Raw genomic sequence first — 16,753 nt, forward strand, 5'->3', positions numbered from 1 at the left:
AGTTTTAGTTATGGAGATATCTTCTCCCATGTAGATGATTCTTTATTGTATTTTTTTATAACTTTTGCCGGATTACCTACTGCTATTGAGAACTCAGGAATATCTTTTGTAACAACGCTTCCGGCACCAATTATGCAATGTTTGCCAAGTGTAACACCTGCAGTGATAACACTATTAGCGCCTACCCAAACATCATCTTCAATTATAATTTGCTTTGATGATACTTTTTGAAATGCTGGAGAAATAGTTACATCTTCATAACCATGATTTAAACCAGATACAACAATATTTTGGGCAAACATAATGTTACTGCCAATAGTAACCGGACCAATTATAACATTGCCTATTCCAATAATAGTTTTATCTCCAATAATCACATCACCAACCCCATTATTTATTGTTGCAAAATCTTCTATAACTGAGTTTTTGCCTAATTGAAAGTTATTAAAAGGAAAAACATCAAGTCTTGTATTATATCTAATAATCGATCCTGCGCCTTTTTTATGTTTAAATGGATTTAAAAACCACCTTACCCATAAACGTGGTCTATTATCATTTTTTGGTATTAACATAGATAATGCTAAACGCTTAAGCTTTGGATTGGCTTTTATTTTAGAGATAATTGATGTCATTTTCTAATTAGATTCTTCTTCCTTTTTTAAATATTTTATACCTCTAAAAAAGCCTATTGTGAAGAAAATTATAGCGGGCAGCATAAAAATTTCCCAAGGCATGTTATGTTAATTTAATTAGTTTACGTTCTTTCAATTCATTATCTAACTTAGGCATTATATATACAAATACTAACGATGCATATACAATAATTGTTGATGGCATTGTATTTATAACTTCATTACCATAACTACAAAAAAGTATACCTGCAAAACCTGATGTTAAGGCAATTCCTTTAATCTTTAACCCTTCATCCTCGATTCGCCACACGATGCCGCAACACTTTCCTAATAAGTAAAGCATTATAGAAATCCATATAGTAAAACCTACAATACCATACATTGCCCAAATTTTAACCCAATAACTATCGGGCTGTACCTTTGATAAAAATTTATCGCTATTATAAGCCATCCCATTCGAACCTATTACTCCTAACCCACCTCCAAAAGGAATATTACTCATATATTCTTTAAGTACTCTTTGAGATGCTAGCCTAACGTTTAAGGATGGATCATCGGGGTTTAGCGAACTTCTGAACCTGTAAATATTATAGTTTCCGTCACCAATACTAGTAAATTTTAGAAAGCATAAAAACAAAATAGCTAACGCTCCTCCTAATATCAAAACTTTAAACTTTTTACTTAATATAATTGCTACAAAGGCACCAGGTACTAATGCAAACATCGCTCCTCTGGTACCTGAAATCAACATACCATACAACATTAGTGCTGAACAAGTTAATAAAAGAATACGAACGTTTTTTTTAACAGGACCTAATGCTAAAATCAAAGTAAGTAATCCGATATGTGCCTGTGAAGCTCCAAATTGTGCAGCTTCTGAATAAAAGGAAAATACCCTAAGTCTTCCCCAAATTAAATGAGTAGTTGCACCACCATATTGTAAAAACATTATATCTCCTCTAGATAAACCAATATGAAGCTGCTTAATTCCATCGATTGCCGCCAGAGTTGATAGCGCTATTACGATTATCAGGAAGTTATCTAAATCCTTAACTTTTGTAAAAGTTAAAAAATACAGCATTACAATAAGTAATGGGTATTCTGCAGCTGACCTAATCTCCTTAAGCCAACCTAAAGTACTAGCACCAGCTGGATTTGCGACTTCTAATACACTAATAAAAAACCAAAATAGAAAGAGGTAAAATAAATCGTTATTTAAATTTTTCCAATTCTCCTTTGGAACAGAAAATATAGCGCTAATAAACGCTAATAACATTATAACTTCAATAAGAATACCAATAGGGAAAATAATCCCTAATTCTCGTGAAATTAACCAGTAAATAAAGCAGTAAACTAGTAATATATATAATATAACCTTTGCTACCATTATTAAAGTAAATAAATTGGAAGGAGGAAATCTATCGTTCCTCCTTTATAAGTGATCAAATTAATTTTCTAACACTGTCTTATTAAGTACCCAGCCTAAGAAACCAGGTAGTTTTTTTATGTAGTCCACAAATTCCTTACTAGAATCTTTTAATGAATTACCTGATTCAAATACTGCTATATTCTTTTCAGTAAATAATAACCATTCTTTGGCAATATTGATATCTTGAAGTGCATTTACATCCACAATAATTATGTCAAATTCATCCTTTAAAACATCAAAACCCGCTTGCAAACTCTTAATGCTTTGTATTTCTAAAAGAGATTCACGTGCCTTGCTCTTATTCATAATTGTAATAAGATCTTCCGTATGGATTTCTTTCTTAATTAAAAACGTTTGAAAATTTTGACTCGTGGCTAATGCTTTACTATCGGCTTTTACTACAGGTAATTCATCTGCTATCAGTAAAACCTTTTTTCCAGTCATAGCAAATGCATAAGCTAAACTATAACATAAAAAAGTCTTTCCCTCTCCTAAAACAAGACTAGTAATTCCCAATATTTTAGACCCATCAGCATCCATTTGAGTGTTAACTTCGAACCTTAAAGATCTTAACATGTCTCGATACAATTCATAATTTACATTACCATTATTATCATTCCATATTTCTCTGATGTTCCTTTCATTATTCTCAATTTTATTGAGCACTCCAATAGTTTTAGATTTTGTGGCGTTAGCCAATTGTGCAGAAGTGATAATTTTGTTATCAAGAAAAAACATTAACATCACAAAACTGAGCACAAGCACGAAACTGCCTGCACCAGACCCAATTAAATAAAATATCTTTTTAGATGGTTCCGGATTACCTGGAAGACCAAGCTGTTCAATTTGCAATCTTAAACCCAAACTCTGGTCAGCTCTGGTTTGACTTACTTGGTCAAGTGCAGTCATATACTCTTTAGTTGCAAGATCTGCTTCCCTCTGATAATTTTGAATATCAGCATCATAAGGAACCATAGAACTATACTTAGCTCTCAATATTCCTAATTGCTGATTAATAATTACTAAGCTACGTTTTTGCTCTTCTAATGAGATTTCTAAATTTGTTTTAGATGCTATCAAAGTTTGTTTAGATGCTCTTGGATCAACAACATTTTCATCTGCATTCTGATTGCTTTTTGCAATAATAATTCGATTTAAAGAGTCAATTTTCTTTTGGTCTGAAGCTTTAAAGCCATTATCTAGATAGTTGTCATTTGCTATCTTAAGTTCTCTTTTTAAATTAACCAACTCACGATTATCAGCTTGAGTACTTCCAGAAGTGTATGAGTCGCCTCCATTCAACTTTGTGCGAATTACTGACAGAGCACCCTGATTAGATTGTATCAATCTTAAGGCTTCAGCTCTTTGGGTTTCATATTGTGTAATTTGTGCAGAAACAGAACCCGATTGTTCATTAAGATTAAGAAAACCCTTGCTCTTTTTAAAGGCAGCTAAAGAATTGTTCTTTTCATTCATGGTTATCTCTTTCTGCTTAAGAAGAGAATCTAAAAGAACTAGTGAATTATTTTGATTAAAGCTAATTTCGCTACTATAATTGGTTATAAAGGTCGTAGCAATGGTATTAACAACAAATACTGACAAGTCAGGATTCTCAGATATATATTCAATTGTTATAAAATCACTATTTTCAGCATGAGTTACTTCTATTTGCTTTTTTAGCCCATCCTCTCCATACCCCATAGACCCAACCAAATCATATAGCTGATATTTACCATTGTTATCTGCTAAAGTTAAAATAGATTTTGAATTTAATTTATCTTTAAATAATTGGAGTACTTCTATTCTACTTTTGGCATCAAGAGAGTCAAGTTTTTCGCTATACTTTCTAAAAGAATTTTTAGGATTTTCTAAATCATGTATCATCAAATTATATGAAAGAAAATTGATGATTTTCTTCATCTTAAATTTTTCCATAATTTGACTGAATTGTTGATTTATCTTAAAGAAATCAGTATTCTCATTTGTGATAATCTTTTTAGATACATCTAATAATCCTGTAGATATTTGAACTTCAGAACTATATTGCTTAGGTAAGTTTTGAACCAAAAAGTAGGTAATTACTACAGCAATAATGGGCACTAAAATTAGTACCCATTTATATTTATTAATAAGTTTTAAAAGTGATTTTATATCCATTTAAAGAATGTTTAATTTCTCTTACTTAACTTCGCTTAATTTAACACCAATAATCTGTTCTAACAGATCTTTAGATTTTAAATAGGTGCTTTCTGCAAGAATTTTTTGTTGAAAAGATTGAAACTGCATAGTACGAGATTGATTGTAGGCATCTAAAGTAATTTCACCCTTTTCAAACCTGATTCTCAAACTTTCTGCTACCCCTTTATTATCCGTAGCGATTTGAGAACTTAGTTTCAATAAACTAAGTTGTTGAATATAATCGTAATATCTAATCCTTACATCATTAACAAGCAATAATTCAAAATCTTTTTGTTCTAATTTTGCTATCTCATAATCCAACTTCGCTTTCTTAACATTGAATGGTTTAGTTAGCAAACCTCCAAGGCTAACACCAACTCCAAACTGAACACCATTAACATTATATGGATTGACTGGGTCGATTACAGCCCTATCTCCTGGTCTATAAAAATAAGATACATTAAAAATGTCTAGGTATGAAAGGCTTGCTACTGTAACTCCAACTTTTATACTTTCTGTACGAAGTTGATAACTTTTTGCTCGAGGAAAATTCTGTTTAGCTAATTCAATATATTTTTCTAAATCAGCATATTTAATCTCAGGAATAATTGTTTCTTGTGCAGTAGCATTAATACTGAAAAACAACAAGAAACCAAGCGTAATTTTTTTTAGAGTTTTCATTAATTATAGGGTTGTTTATAATGTTTTTATATAAAATTGATTTAGGATGAATAAAAACGTCTAAATATACAATTAAACTTCTTCCTTTTAAATTGTGGAAGGAAAGTTTTAATATTTTTTTTCATATTTAGAAAGATACTACAATTATTTCAGTAATTCTCATGTCCTTTTTTTTGATTTTGTAATTGATAAAAAATATTTTCAGTTAGCTACTTAAGCTTTTAAAAATGATTTCTTATTTACTTCATCAATATAAAACAATGCTTAATAGCTATAAATATCTTAAAAACAATTCGTTCTTACAAAGAAACTAAATAAAGTCTATTAAAAAAGACAACCACAAACTGTTAAAGCTTACCAGTATAGATTATGCTGCTTAAGGAGCTTATTATATTATTAAAATAACACACTATTCAAAATATAGCAACATATCCTAATTTTAAGTTTATTACTAATTCTAACTTACTAATCAAAATCTAAAAAGCGCAAAATAATATAGAAAACAAAAAAGCCTATCTCTTTTGGAAATAGGCTTTAAGTCGGGGTGGCAGGATTCGAACCTACGACCTCCTGCTCCCAAAGCAGGCGCGATACCGGGCTACGCTACACCCCGAAAATGGCATCGATCTTTTTTTAAAAAACATTTGCAAGTGCATTTGCAAATTTTGTCGGGGTGGCAGGATTCGAACCTACGACCTCCTGCTCCCAAAGCAGGCGCGATACCGGGCTACGCTACACCCCGAACTTGGTATCTATTTCCCTTTTTCCAAGGGGTGGCAAAGTAACGGTTTTAAAATGATAATTCCGATTATTTTGCCAATTTAATTTTGCGGAGAGGGCGGGATTCGAACCCGCGGTACCGTTACCAGTACGACAGTTTAGCAAACTGTTCCTTTCGGCCTCTCAGGCACCTCTCCGTTTTCCTTTCAACTTGTCATACCGACCTTGTTTTGAGGTCTGCAAATATAGTAAAACAAGTTATTCTACAAAAAAAAATTACAAAACTTGTTGGTAATCTATGCGCACATGATAGATGCTCATTAGCATCGTCTTGAAAATCAATTTGATAGTTTCAATATCTTTTAGTGTTAAATCGCAATTATCTAACTGATTTTGTTCCAATTTATAGTTAATTATCCTTTCAACAAGATCATTTATGTTCTGAGCGTCCGGATTTTTGAGCGATCTTGACGCCGCTTCGACTGAATCTGCCAACATTAACACCCCAGTTTCCTTACTAAAAGGTATCGGTCCGGGGTAGCGGAAAATATTTTCATCAACAAATTTTTCGGGCGAATTTTTCAAAAATGACTGATAAAAGTAATCGACCCTAGTATTACCATGATGTGTTCGGATAAAATCAATAATAGCCTCGGGCATTTGATTTTTTCTCAGAATTTCAATCCCTTTGTGAACATGTTGAATAATGATTTGCGCACTTTGTTCATATGGAAGTTTATCGTGTGGACTTATTGCTGTGTTTTGATTTTCAATAAAATATTGAGGATTATCTACCTTACCAATATCGTGATATAAAGCTCCTGCCCTAACCAATACAGAATTACCCCCAATTTTAAATATTGCAGCTTCTGCAAGGTTAGCCACCTGAAGCGAATGCTGAAACGTACCTGGGGCTTTAAACGCAAGCTCTCGAAGCAATTTATTATTGGTATTGGTTAATTCTATTAAGGCAACATCTGAAGTAATTCCAAATACACGTTCGAAAATATAAATTAAAGGATAAGCGAGTAAAGAAAGTAAAACGCTAAATATAAATGGTACAAAGTTTATCCATTGAATTTCACTAAACGAACCTTCGCGTAATAAAGCAATACCTACAAATGAAACGAAGTAAGCAGAAAGAATAAAAAGTGCTGAAACTAAAAAACGTTCTCGTTTTACAAAATTCTTAATACTGAATATGGCAACCATCCCGGCTGTAACCTGATAGAATACAAACTCAAAACTATTTGCAACGAAGAAACCGGCAATTAATATTACCAACATGTGTAAGTACAACGCCAATCTGGTATCAAATAAGATCCTAATTATTATAGGTACAACGCAAAATGGAATATAATACAAACTTGCAATATTCATTTTGAGCGCCCATGTTAAAGAGAGCAACATGCCTGTAGTTACAATCAATATTAAAGAAAGCTGCCTGTTATCAGAAAAAATATCTCTCCTAAAAAGAAAAAGGAAAGACATTAAAATTGTAAGAATAAAGCCAACTAAAACCACCTGCCCCAAGTAAACAAGTGTTCTGCTCCCTATGGTTTTAGTTTGAGCATCGTAAGTTGCTTTGTAAGATTCTAACTTCTGATAAATTTCATCATCAATAATGTCGCTTTTAGCAACTATAAGCTCACCCTTTTGTACCATACCTTTAGTGGTTGATACATTATTCACAGTATTATCTCTGATAATTTCAGTAAGCCTTTCGTTAAATATTAAATCTGGAGTGATGTGATCTTCTGCCAGATTATCAATTAAATCTTGAATAACCTGATTTGAGGCCTTGAAATTCTGTTTAAAATATAGCAACGCACTTTCAGCAGTATAAACATCTTGTGTATTACGAAGCTTAGATATATTGTTATCCAAAAGAGAAAAATCATAATTCTTGCCCGATGTTTGATGTTTTACATTTAGTCCGATTATCCCTCTGGTATAAAGATAATCGAGCAATTTATAGGATGCGTTTCTATAAGCTACCTTTTCCTTCTCCTCTAATTCAGTTGAACGCCATTTAATATCAAATTCGTTCAAGTATGCTTCTAAAGCATCCTTTTTTATATCAGTATCAAACTGATAAACAGGCAAAATATCACGTAGTGCATCTTTTTTATCAGAGTTAATTTGCGGATTGGTTTTAAGAATTGCAAAAGGAAACGGGGAAATTAAATCCTTATTCATCCAAACCTTTCCTTTTTCAAACTCATACCTAAAACGCGGCTGCTTTGGTAAGAATAAGGTAATGATGAAAACCGTAACCATCATCATCAAATATTTAAAGCTTGATGAATACTTACGGTAAAGAATTTTGTGTGAATTTTTCTTGATTTTAGCCAAAACGCTGCATTTATGATGTTGTCAAAAATAACATTTTTATCTAATATACATTTTACTGATTTTGTTTGCAATTACCAATTTTTATATTTTAATTTATGATATCAAATTAATATCAATTATGTATCAAGAAAAAATCATTAATCCGCCATCGGGTTATTTAACATTCGCATTATTTTTAGCACTTTTAGGTGCCGCTGTTTTCTGTTTTGTAACACAGCATTTTATTTGGGGAGGAAGCCTTTTAGCTTTTAACTTCTTCCTCGTTCTTCCGGGGTTGATTATAAACAACCCTAACGAATCGAAAGTATTAACCTTGTTTGGTAAATATGTAGGCACCGTAAAAACGGATGGTTTCTTTTGGGTTAATCCGCTTACAAGCAAACGCAAAGTTTCTTTAAGAGCAAATAACTTAAACGGACAGCAATTAAAAGTAAATGATAAACTTGGAAACCCAATAGAAATTGCTGCAGTTGTAGTTTGGAAAGTTAATGAAACTGCCAAAGCTATTTTTTCTGTCGAAAACTATATGCAATATGTTACCATTCAAAGTGAAGCAGCGGTTAGGCATTTAGCAAATATATTCCCTTACGACCATGCTGAAGGCGAAGAAGATAGTATCACTTTAAAGGATGGGGCAGAAAAAGTAAGCGAACTTTTAGAAAATGAACTTAACGAACGTTTATCAAGAGCTGGAATTGAAGTTTTAGAAGCTCGTATTTCTCACCTAGCTTATGCCCCAGAAATTGCAAGTGCAATGCTTCAACGCCAACAGGCAACAGCTGTTATTTCAGCAAGAAAATTAATTGTAGAAGGTGCTGTAGGTATGGTAGAGATGGCTTTAGAGAAATTATCAGAAAAAGACATTGTGAATTTGGATGAAGAACGTAAAGCAGCCATGGTTAGCAATTTGCTGGTAGTACTTTGTGGCGATAGAAATGTACAGCCAGTTGTAAATACCGGAACACTATATAATTAAGGTGAGATGGAGTTTGAAGAAAAGCAAGGACTGAAAATTTGGTGGTTGTATTTAATTACAGGCTTAACTATATTTCCGACGGTTGCCATACTTATTTTTTATAAGGACGGACTAAGTATGCAAGATTTGAAGCAAATGTACTTCTTACCTATTTTCCTGCTTTTTCTTCCTTTCCTTATTATTTTTATCATTCAGAAAAACCATCTCACATTAACTATTAATAGTAAAGGTTTCTCATACCGATATCCTCCTTTTCAAAGAAAACTTCGGATTCATTTATGGGAGAATATTGAAGAAGCATATATTAGAAAATATGATGCGTTTTCAGAATATGGAGGTTATGGTGTTAAAATGAGGCTTTGGTTTAACTTCAAAGATAAAGCTTATTTAATGAACGATAAGTCAAGAGGGTTTCAAATTGTATTTAAAGATGGTAAGAAATTATTATTTAGTTCTAACAAAGTTGATGAGTTAGAATTATTCCTTATCAACCTAAAAACAAGGTATAATATACAGGCAATAAGATAAAGAAATGACAGAGAAAGATAAAAAGGCTTTTGTATTAAGGATAAATCCTGCTTTATTAAAGGAAATTGAAACTTGGGCTGCTGAAGAGTTTAGGAGCACAAATGGGCAAATTGAATTCCTGCTTACGCAAGCGCTAAAATCGAGACGAAAAGGAAAAAGTAAAGAAGAGTAGTTGAATAGCTAAATTGGTTAATTGATATGATGCAATTCACTCATTCGAAATTCATTAATTCAATCATTCAAAATTCATTCATTCTACACTTCAATAATCAATCCTTTAATTTATCGTTTATCTAATATTAAAAAATATATAACTTAGTGGCCTAACCAAAAATTCATAAAAAAATAATTAAATGAGAGAAGTTGTAATTGTTTCGGCAGTAAGAACACCAATTGGAAGTTTCGGTGGCACATTAGCTCAGTTTTCTGCTCCGCAACTTGGCGGTTTTGCAATTAAGGCTGCAATAGAAAGAGCAGGATTAAATCCCTCACAAATTCAGGAAGTTTACATGGGAAACGTACTTTCTGCAAATATTGGTCAGGCACCTGCAACGCAAGCAGCAAAATTGGCCGGCTTACCAGATTTACCTGCAACAACAATTAATAAAGTTTGTGCTTCGGGTACAAAAGCAATTATGTTAGCCGCACAAAGTATAGCAAATGGCGATAATGATATTATTGTTTCCGGTGGAATGGAAAGTATGAGTAACGTTCCTTATTACTTAGATAAAGCTAGAAATGGTTATAGATTGGGGCATGGACAAATTACGGATGGCTTGGTAAAAGACGGTTTATGGGATGTTTATAACGATTACCATATGGGCTCGGCTGCAGAACTATGTGCAACGGATTGCAACATCAGTAGAGAAGACCAGGATAATTTTGCTATAGAATCATACAAAAGAGCTCAATCAGCTCAATCAAATGGAAAATTTGATACTGAGATTATTAGTATTGAAATAAAAGATAAAAAAGGCGAAATCACAATTGTGAATACTGATGATGAGCCGACAGCTGTAAAGTTTGAAAAAATCCCATCATTAAAACCAGTTTTTAAAAAAGATGGAACAGTTACAGCTGCAAATGCATCAACATTAAATGATGGCGCTGCAGCATTAATATTAATGAGTGCAGAAAAGGCAAAAGAACTAAATATTAAACCATTAGCTAAAATAATCAGTTATGCTGATGCACAACAAGCGCCAGAATGGTTTACCACTGCCCCATCTAAAGCAATTCCGTTGGCATTGCAAAAGGCAAATCTTGAAGTTAAGGATGTTGACTTCTTTGAAATAAACGAAGCTTTTTCTGTTGTTTCGATTGCCAACAATCAGATTTTAAACCTTGGTGGAAATAAAGTTAATATTAATGGCGGTGCAGTTTCATTAGGCCATCCACTTGGTGCATCTGGTGCACGAATTGTAGTAACACTACTTTCTGTATTGGAGCAAAATAACGGCAAAATCGGCGTAGCTGGTATTTGTAATGGTGGTGGAGGTGCGAGTGCATTGGTTATTGAGAAACTATAAATCTATACATGAAAAACATCAAATTTTATTTAGCTACTTTAATTTGTCTGCAAGCTTTTTTATTATCAGCGCAGCAAAATTCTAATAAACTTGATGTTTTTCAAGATAGCCTCATCAGCATTTCAAAAGTAATTTATAACACTCAAAGTGATGAAGCGAAAACAACGTTGAACGGAAAGTTCATTAAAACTTTGGTTGATGCTTTGAAAGAGCCTAATTCTTTCAATTACGGCTTCGATTCGTTAAAAAATGTTTCAGTAGTAAAATCAGCCGATCAGGTTTTTAGAATTATTTCATGGTATTTACCTTTTGAAAACGGAACCTATCGTTATTTCGGCACAATACAAATGAATAATAAAGGTGCGCTGAAACTTTATCCGTTGATAGATCAAACAGAAAATATAATGGATGCTAACGCGGTTACTAATAATCAAAAATGGTTTGGGGCACGTTATTACGAGATAATTCCTGTAACTATTTCTGGCAAGTTACCATATTATGTCTTATTAGGATGGAAAGGTAATACATCTGAATCGACCAAGAAAGTAATTGAAATTTTATCTTTTGACAAGGACAATGTGAATTTTGGGATGCCCGTATTTGATGGAAAAGAGTTAAAAGGTAAAAATCGTATGATTTTTGAATACAATAAGCAAAACGCAATGGTTTTAAAAACCGATAAAAATGCAGGTTTAATTGTATTTGATCACCTCGCTCCTTTCGACCCTGAAATGGTTGGTAGATTCCAGTTTTATGGTTCTGACGGAAATACTGATGCATTTAAAATAGTTGGAGGAAGATTGAGATTGCAAGAGAATATTATTCTTAAAAATGAAGCCAACACTAACGATGCGCTTTATGCAGATCCCGCTAAAAATGTAAAACCAATAAGAAAATTTTAGTTCAATATTTCGTCTTAACGTATTCATTACTTTACACATAAGTGAAAAATTTGTTAGAATGCCCTCCGCTCGCTATATTGCACCCTGTTAAACTAACTTAACAACACACAAATTCTGAATTCATAAACTAAAACAAACAAATGTTTTATGCAAACATCCATTGAAACCAAAGACGATTTCTTTAGTAGCAAAGTATTGGGTCATCCATCTGGCTTATTTGTACTTTTTTTTACGGAAATGTGGGAAAGATTTTCGTATTACGGTATGCGTGCCTTACTTGTTTTATTTCTTACATCTTCCTTGTTTGGCGATAATCCAGGTTGGGGATGGCCAAGAGAACATGCACTTGCAATATATGGCTCATACACATCACTCGCCTACTTAACTCCAATTTTAGGTGGTTTTATAGCGGATAGATTTATCGGTTATCGTTGGGCAGTAATTTTAGGTGCCTTGCTCATGACTTTAGGGCATTTATCTATGGCATTTGAGTTTAATCCAATTTTCATGTATTTAGGATTATGCTTACTGGTTACTGGAAATGGATTTTTCAAACCTAACATGACCTCAATCTTATCTCATATGTACAAAAAACATCCAGAAAAGAAAGACGGTGCTTATACCATATTTTACATGGGTGTTAACTCTGGTGCATTTTTAGGAATGCTTTTATGCGGTTACATTGGCGAGAGTCCGAATTGGGGATGGAGTTACGGTTTTGGATTAGCAGGTATTTTTATGTTTGTGGGAATGCTCCAGTTTTACTTCACCAAGAACATCTTTGGATCAATCGGCTTAAAACCTGAAAAAAATAACATTGTAGTTGATGAGGATGAAGATCCGGCAGAAGCTAAAAAAAATCCATTTTCTATATTCGATATCGTTTTAATCGCTTTAATTTCAATAATTGGATTAGTTTGGATTATCAATGATCCGGTATCAAAAATTACGGGCTCAACAGTTTTCAAATTTAATATTGGTAGCTTAACCGGTGATAACTTTGCCATTATTGTTGCATTGGCTCTTTTTCTGTTCATTCTGGTAAAAAGAATATCTCAATATACGCCAAAGCTTCGCGATAAAATGATTGTTGTAATTGTACTTGCTTTCATTACAATCTTTTTCTGGGCATCTTTTGAGCAAGCTGGAGGCTCTATGACAATCTTTGCAAAAGATTACACCGCAAGATTATTGGAAGGCAATGCTAAAATCGTATTCAATGTTGCTAATACTTTGATTACCATTGTTCCTTTAGTGATTATCACTTACGTTTTATTCAGTTTATTTAGAAAAACCTTTGGCCGATTTGCTTTAGGTAACATTATATTAGCTGTCGGATTCGCAATTATCTGGGGGCTTGTTATTTACATGTTAAAAAATCAATATAGCGATGTAAAGGCCGAGGTTCCAGCTACCTGGTTTGGTGTTTTAAACTCATTATTCATAATTTCATGCGCCCCTATTGTATCTAAACTTTGGGAAAGCAAATTTAACCCTACAGCTACTGTTAAAAATGGCTTAGGAATGATTTTATTAGGGATTGGTTTTGCTGCATTAGCTTACGGTTCAAGTTCAATTCCTCCGGGTGCTAAAGTTGCTTCAGTTAGCATGATTTGGCTTATTTTAGCTTATTTTTTCCATACAATGGGAGAATTATTCATCTCGCCGGTTGGCTTATCTTATGTTTCAAAATTGGTTCCAGGAAGAATGATCGGTATCATGTTTGGAATTTGGTATTTAGCCATTGCAATTGGAAATAAAATAGCAGGAACCATGGGTGGTATGATCGATAAAATCACTGCTCAGTATTCAATGTCGACATTCTTTTTAATTTTCACTTTAATTCCTGTTGGTTTAGGTATTTTCATTATGCTACTTACTCCAATAATCAAAAAACTAATGCACGGGGTTAAATAAAATGCAAATAGCTACAGAAAAAACACCTTCTATAGAAACATTAGAAGCAATACAAAGCTTTGAGGGTAAATACCCAAAACAGCTTTGGCACTTATCGCTAGTTGAAATGTGGGAACGCTTCTGTTTTTACGGAATGCGTGGTGTGTTAGCATTTTTTATGGTCGACCAATTAGGCTTAACCGACCAAAAATCAAACTTACAATATGGTGCCATCCAGGCTTTTGTGTATGCTTTCACTTTTATAGGTGGTATTTTTGCTGATAAGATTCTAGGTTTTAGAAAATCGCTTTTCTGGGGTGGTTCTTTAATGATTATCGGAAATTTAATTCTTGCCTTCTCTCCTCAGGATTTATTTTATGTTGGGATAACGCTTTCCATAATTGGCACGGGCTTTTTCAAACCTAATATTTCATCGATGGTTGGAGAACTTTACCACGAAAAGGATAACAGAAGAGATGCCGGTTATGGCTTATTTTATGCGGGTATAAATGTTGGTGGATTGTTAGGCGGTGCAATGTGTATTTATCTTGGTAAATACGTTTCATGGCATTTATGTTTTCTCTCTGCCGCAGTTGTTATGATGATTGGTTTAGGTACTTTTATTTTTACCAAAAAATATTTAGGTCCTATCGGAAATTCGCCACTCTTGCATTTAGCAAAAACTAAACAAAAAACTTACGAAATAGCCACTTACATTGGTTCTTTACTTTGTATTCCATTAATTTTTATAATGGTGAGAAACACTGCCTATACTGATTATTTTATGTACACAATCGGTATTGTAGCGCTGGTTTACTTTTTCTACGAAATGTTTACCATTAAAGAAATTAAAGCGAGATATAAACTGTTAGCTGCATTTATATTCATATTCTGCTATTTCGTATTTATGGCAATTTCTGAACAAAGCGGTGGTTCGCTTTCTTTATTTGCTAAAGATAATTTAAATCACAATCTGCTATTTTTCTCGGTAGATCCTAACGTAATAAACAACAGCGTAAATTCATTTTTCGTGATTGTTTTCAGTCCGCTGGTTGGTTTATTATGGATAGGCATGCACAAGCGAAAAATCGAGCCAAATACGGTTATCAAATTTGGATTAGGCTTTATATTACTAGCGTTAAGCTTTTATGTTTTTTACGCAACCAGATTTTTCGCTAACGAGCAAGGAATAAGTTCTTTAAACATTTTCACTTTAGCTTACTTGTTACTTACACTTGGAGAGCTTTGTATTGGGCCGATAGGCATGTCGATTATTACAAAATTATCTCCTAAAAGGATGTTTGGAATGATGATGGGTATGTGGTTTTTATTCAGTGCATTCGGACAACTTGCAGCAGGCAAATTAGGCGCAGAAATGTCTAGCATTGAAAATGCTTCTTTAATGGAGAAACTTACATCATATACAGAAGGTTACAAATCACTTGCTTTATATTCATTAATAGCCGGAATATTTCTAATCGTATTCTCTCAGCTAATTAAAAAATTAATGCAGGAAGTTAAATAAAAACATTTTTAACTCATTTTAACCCGTATCAACAACCTTGATACGGGTTTTTAATATTAAAATATTTATTTTCGCCACTTGAAAGCTGAACGAGTAAAAACTTAACAGCTCAAATTAAAAAGAATACACGTGTCAGACAGTCTAGTTATCATACCAACCTATAACGAAAAGGAAAATATTGAAAAAATTATCCGTAAAGTATTTTCATTAACACAACCTTTTCATGTGCTTATTATAGATGATGGCTCTCCTGATGGCACTGCAGATATTGTAAAATCTTTGCAAAATGAGTACCAAGGTCATTTATTTATCGAAGAACGTTCTGGCAAGTTAGGTTTAGGTACTGCTTACATTTACGGCTTTAACTGGGCCTTACAAAGAGATTATAGCTACATTTTTGAAATGGATGCAGATTTTTCTCACAATCCTGATGATTTAACAAGATTACGTGAAGCTTGTGTTAATGGAGCAGATGTAGCTGTAGGTTCTAGATATGTTAAAGGCGTTAATGTGGTAAACTGGCCTATGGGAAGGGTTTTAATGTCATACTTTGCTTCAATGTATGTTAGGTTAATAACCAGAATCAATATTCAGGATGCTACTGCTGGATTTAAATGTTACAAAAGAATTGTGCTCGAAACAATGCCTTTAGATAAAATAAAATTCGTTGGTTACGCCTTCCAGATTGAAATGAAATTTACAGCAATTAAATATGGTTTTAATGTTGTTGAGGTACCAATCATATTTACAGATAGAACTGAAGGAACTTCTAAAATGAGTACAAGAATTTTTAGAGAAGCCTTTATTGGTGTAATACAAATGAAGGTTTGGAGCTGGTTTAGAAACTATAAAAGATAATTATTTATCATTTCTACTCTCTCTAATCATCGTTCCATAATCTTGTTGCTTATCCATAGCATTAACGGTTAGTGCTAATCTTTTTGTTCTGGTAGTTTCTGTTTTAGCTTCGTTAATCCATTTTATGAAATAATTTTGATGAGATTTTGCAAGTTTCAAAAAGTTACTTAAAAGATGTGCCTCTTCAGATAAACACAATTCTAAATCTTCGGGCATTTCAATTTTAAAATCTTTATCCTCTTCGAGAGAAATTTCAACATTTGCTCCGGCCTCCTTTTTAAGCTTTTTTCTTAGTTCACTTTTGAGCGCAATAATAAAATCGCCTGCTCCCATCGGCGTTGTGGCCATTCCACTGATTTCAACATTATCTATTTTGCCCTTAACTCTAAAAGACACTTTCCAACCTGGTTTTATTTCGTTGGCTATTGCATTCGGAATAAAAATATAACTCCATCCCGTTTTATCACCCATTTTTTCAAAACGTTCTATTTCAGATTTAAAGTGAATCATAGATTAAATATACAAGTCGCAATTTTCAATTAAC

General features: G+C 33.1%; 14 protein-coding genes and 3 tRNA genes. 8 read left to right on the forward strand and 9 right to left on the reverse strand.

Annotation, left to right across the window (positions count from 1 at the left end; translation table 11 throughout):
• Nucleotides 1-8 precede the first annotated feature (8 nt).
• From ACO05K_RS08080 to ACO05K_RS08115, 8 genes are all read right to left on the reverse strand, one after another.
• Nucleotides 9-632, reverse strand: a complete 624-nt coding sequence (locus ACO05K_RS08080) for an acyltransferase (protein ID WP_421943937.1) — start codon at nucleotides 630-632, stop codon at nucleotides 9-11.
• Between the two features lie 103 nt (nucleotides 633-735).
• Nucleotides 736-2,019 carry an O-antigen ligase family protein gene (locus ACO05K_RS08085; RefSeq protein ID WP_421943938.1) on the reverse strand — a complete coding sequence of 428 codons (1,284 nt, stop codon included), beginning with the start codon at nucleotides 2,017-2,019 and terminating at the stop codon, nucleotides 736-738.
• 60 nt (nucleotides 2,020-2,079) lie between these two features.
• Complete coding sequence (locus tag ACO05K_RS08090) at nucleotides 2,080-4,218, reverse strand: exopolysaccharide transport family protein (protein ID WP_421943939.1); 2,139 nt, start codon at nucleotides 4,216-4,218, stop codon at nucleotides 2,080-2,082.
• Nucleotides 4,219-4,239: 21 nt separating this feature from the next.
• Nucleotides 4,240-4,920 carry a TolC family protein gene (locus ACO05K_RS08095; RefSeq protein ID WP_421943940.1) on the reverse strand — a complete coding sequence of 227 codons (681 nt, stop codon included), beginning with the start codon at nucleotides 4,918-4,920 and terminating at the stop codon, nucleotides 4,240-4,242.
• A gap of 539 nt (nucleotides 4,921-5,459) precedes the next feature.
• A tRNA-Pro gene (locus ACO05K_RS08100) sits at nucleotides 5,460-5,533 on the reverse strand.
• A gap of 55 nt (nucleotides 5,534-5,588) precedes the next feature.
• A tRNA-Pro gene (locus ACO05K_RS08105) sits at nucleotides 5,589-5,662 on the reverse strand.
• Between the two features lie 88 nt (nucleotides 5,663-5,750).
• A tRNA-Ser gene (locus ACO05K_RS08110) sits at nucleotides 5,751-5,837 on the reverse strand.
• A gap of 79 nt (nucleotides 5,838-5,916) precedes the next feature.
• On the reverse strand, nucleotides 5,917-7,995 hold the full coding sequence (locus tag ACO05K_RS08115) for an HD family phosphohydrolase (RefSeq protein ID WP_421943941.1): 2,079 nt from the start codon (nucleotides 7,993-7,995) through the stop codon (nucleotides 5,917-5,919).
• Between the two features lie 118 nt (nucleotides 7,996-8,113).
• On the opposite strand from ACO05K_RS08115, the gene ACO05K_RS08120 reads away from it, so the two are divergent.
• From ACO05K_RS08120 to ACO05K_RS08155, 8 genes are all read left to right on the forward strand, one after another.
• Complete coding sequence (locus ACO05K_RS08120) at nucleotides 8,114-8,971, forward strand: SPFH domain-containing protein (protein ID WP_421943942.1); 858 nt, start codon at nucleotides 8,114-8,116, stop codon at nucleotides 8,969-8,971.
• 6 nt (nucleotides 8,972-8,977) lie between these two features.
• Nucleotides 8,978-9,499 carry a hypothetical protein gene (locus ACO05K_RS08125; RefSeq protein WP_421943943.1) on the forward strand — a complete coding sequence of 174 codons (522 nt, stop codon included), beginning with the start codon at nucleotides 8,978-8,980 and terminating at the stop codon, nucleotides 9,497-9,499.
• Between the two features lie 4 nt (nucleotides 9,500-9,503).
• Nucleotides 9,504-9,671: an Arc family DNA binding domain-containing protein gene (locus tag ACO05K_RS08130; protein WP_421943944.1), complete on the forward strand. Its 168-nt coding sequence runs from the start codon at nucleotides 9,504-9,506 to the stop codon at nucleotides 9,669-9,671.
• 181 nt (nucleotides 9,672-9,852) lie between these two features.
• A complete protein-coding gene (locus ACO05K_RS08135; protein ID WP_421943945.1) occupies nucleotides 9,853-11,028 on the forward strand; it encodes an acetyl-CoA C-acyltransferase in 1,176 nt (391 codons plus the stop codon).
• Between the two features lie 8 nt (nucleotides 11,029-11,036).
• Nucleotides 11,037-11,930, forward strand: coding sequence for a hypothetical protein (locus tag ACO05K_RS08140; protein ID WP_421943946.1), 894 nt, complete (start codon nucleotides 11,037-11,039; stop codon nucleotides 11,928-11,930).
• Nucleotides 11,931-12,077: 147 nt separating this feature from the next.
• Nucleotides 12,078-13,847: a peptide MFS transporter gene (locus tag ACO05K_RS08145; protein ID WP_421943947.1), complete on the forward strand. Its 1,770-nt coding sequence runs from the start codon at nucleotides 12,078-12,080 to the stop codon at nucleotides 13,845-13,847.
• A 1-nt stretch (nucleotide 13,848) separates the two neighbouring features.
• Nucleotides 13,849-15,351, forward strand: a complete 1,503-nt coding sequence (locus ACO05K_RS08150) for a peptide MFS transporter (RefSeq protein WP_421943948.1) — start codon at nucleotides 13,849-13,851, stop codon at nucleotides 15,349-15,351.
• 129 nt (nucleotides 15,352-15,480) lie between these two features.
• The gene (locus tag ACO05K_RS08155; protein WP_421943949.1) at nucleotides 15,481-16,209 is read left to right on the forward strand and encodes a polyprenol monophosphomannose synthase; all 729 of its coding nucleotides are present in this window, start codon (nucleotides 15,481-15,483) and stop codon (nucleotides 16,207-16,209) included.
• On the opposite strand, the gene ACO05K_RS08160 is transcribed toward ACO05K_RS08155, so the two are convergent.
• Nucleotides 16,210-16,719: a YdeI/OmpD-associated family protein gene (locus ACO05K_RS08160; RefSeq protein WP_421943950.1), complete on the reverse strand. Its 510-nt coding sequence runs from the start codon at nucleotides 16,717-16,719 to the stop codon at nucleotides 16,210-16,212. It abuts the gene before it with no gap.
• Nucleotides 16,720-16,753 lie beyond the last annotated feature (34 nt).

This window comes from Pedobacter sp., from assembly GCF_965227205.1.
In the GTDB taxonomy this organism is placed as follows: Bacteria; Bacteroidota; Bacteroidia; order Sphingobacteriales; family Sphingobacteriaceae; genus Pedobacter.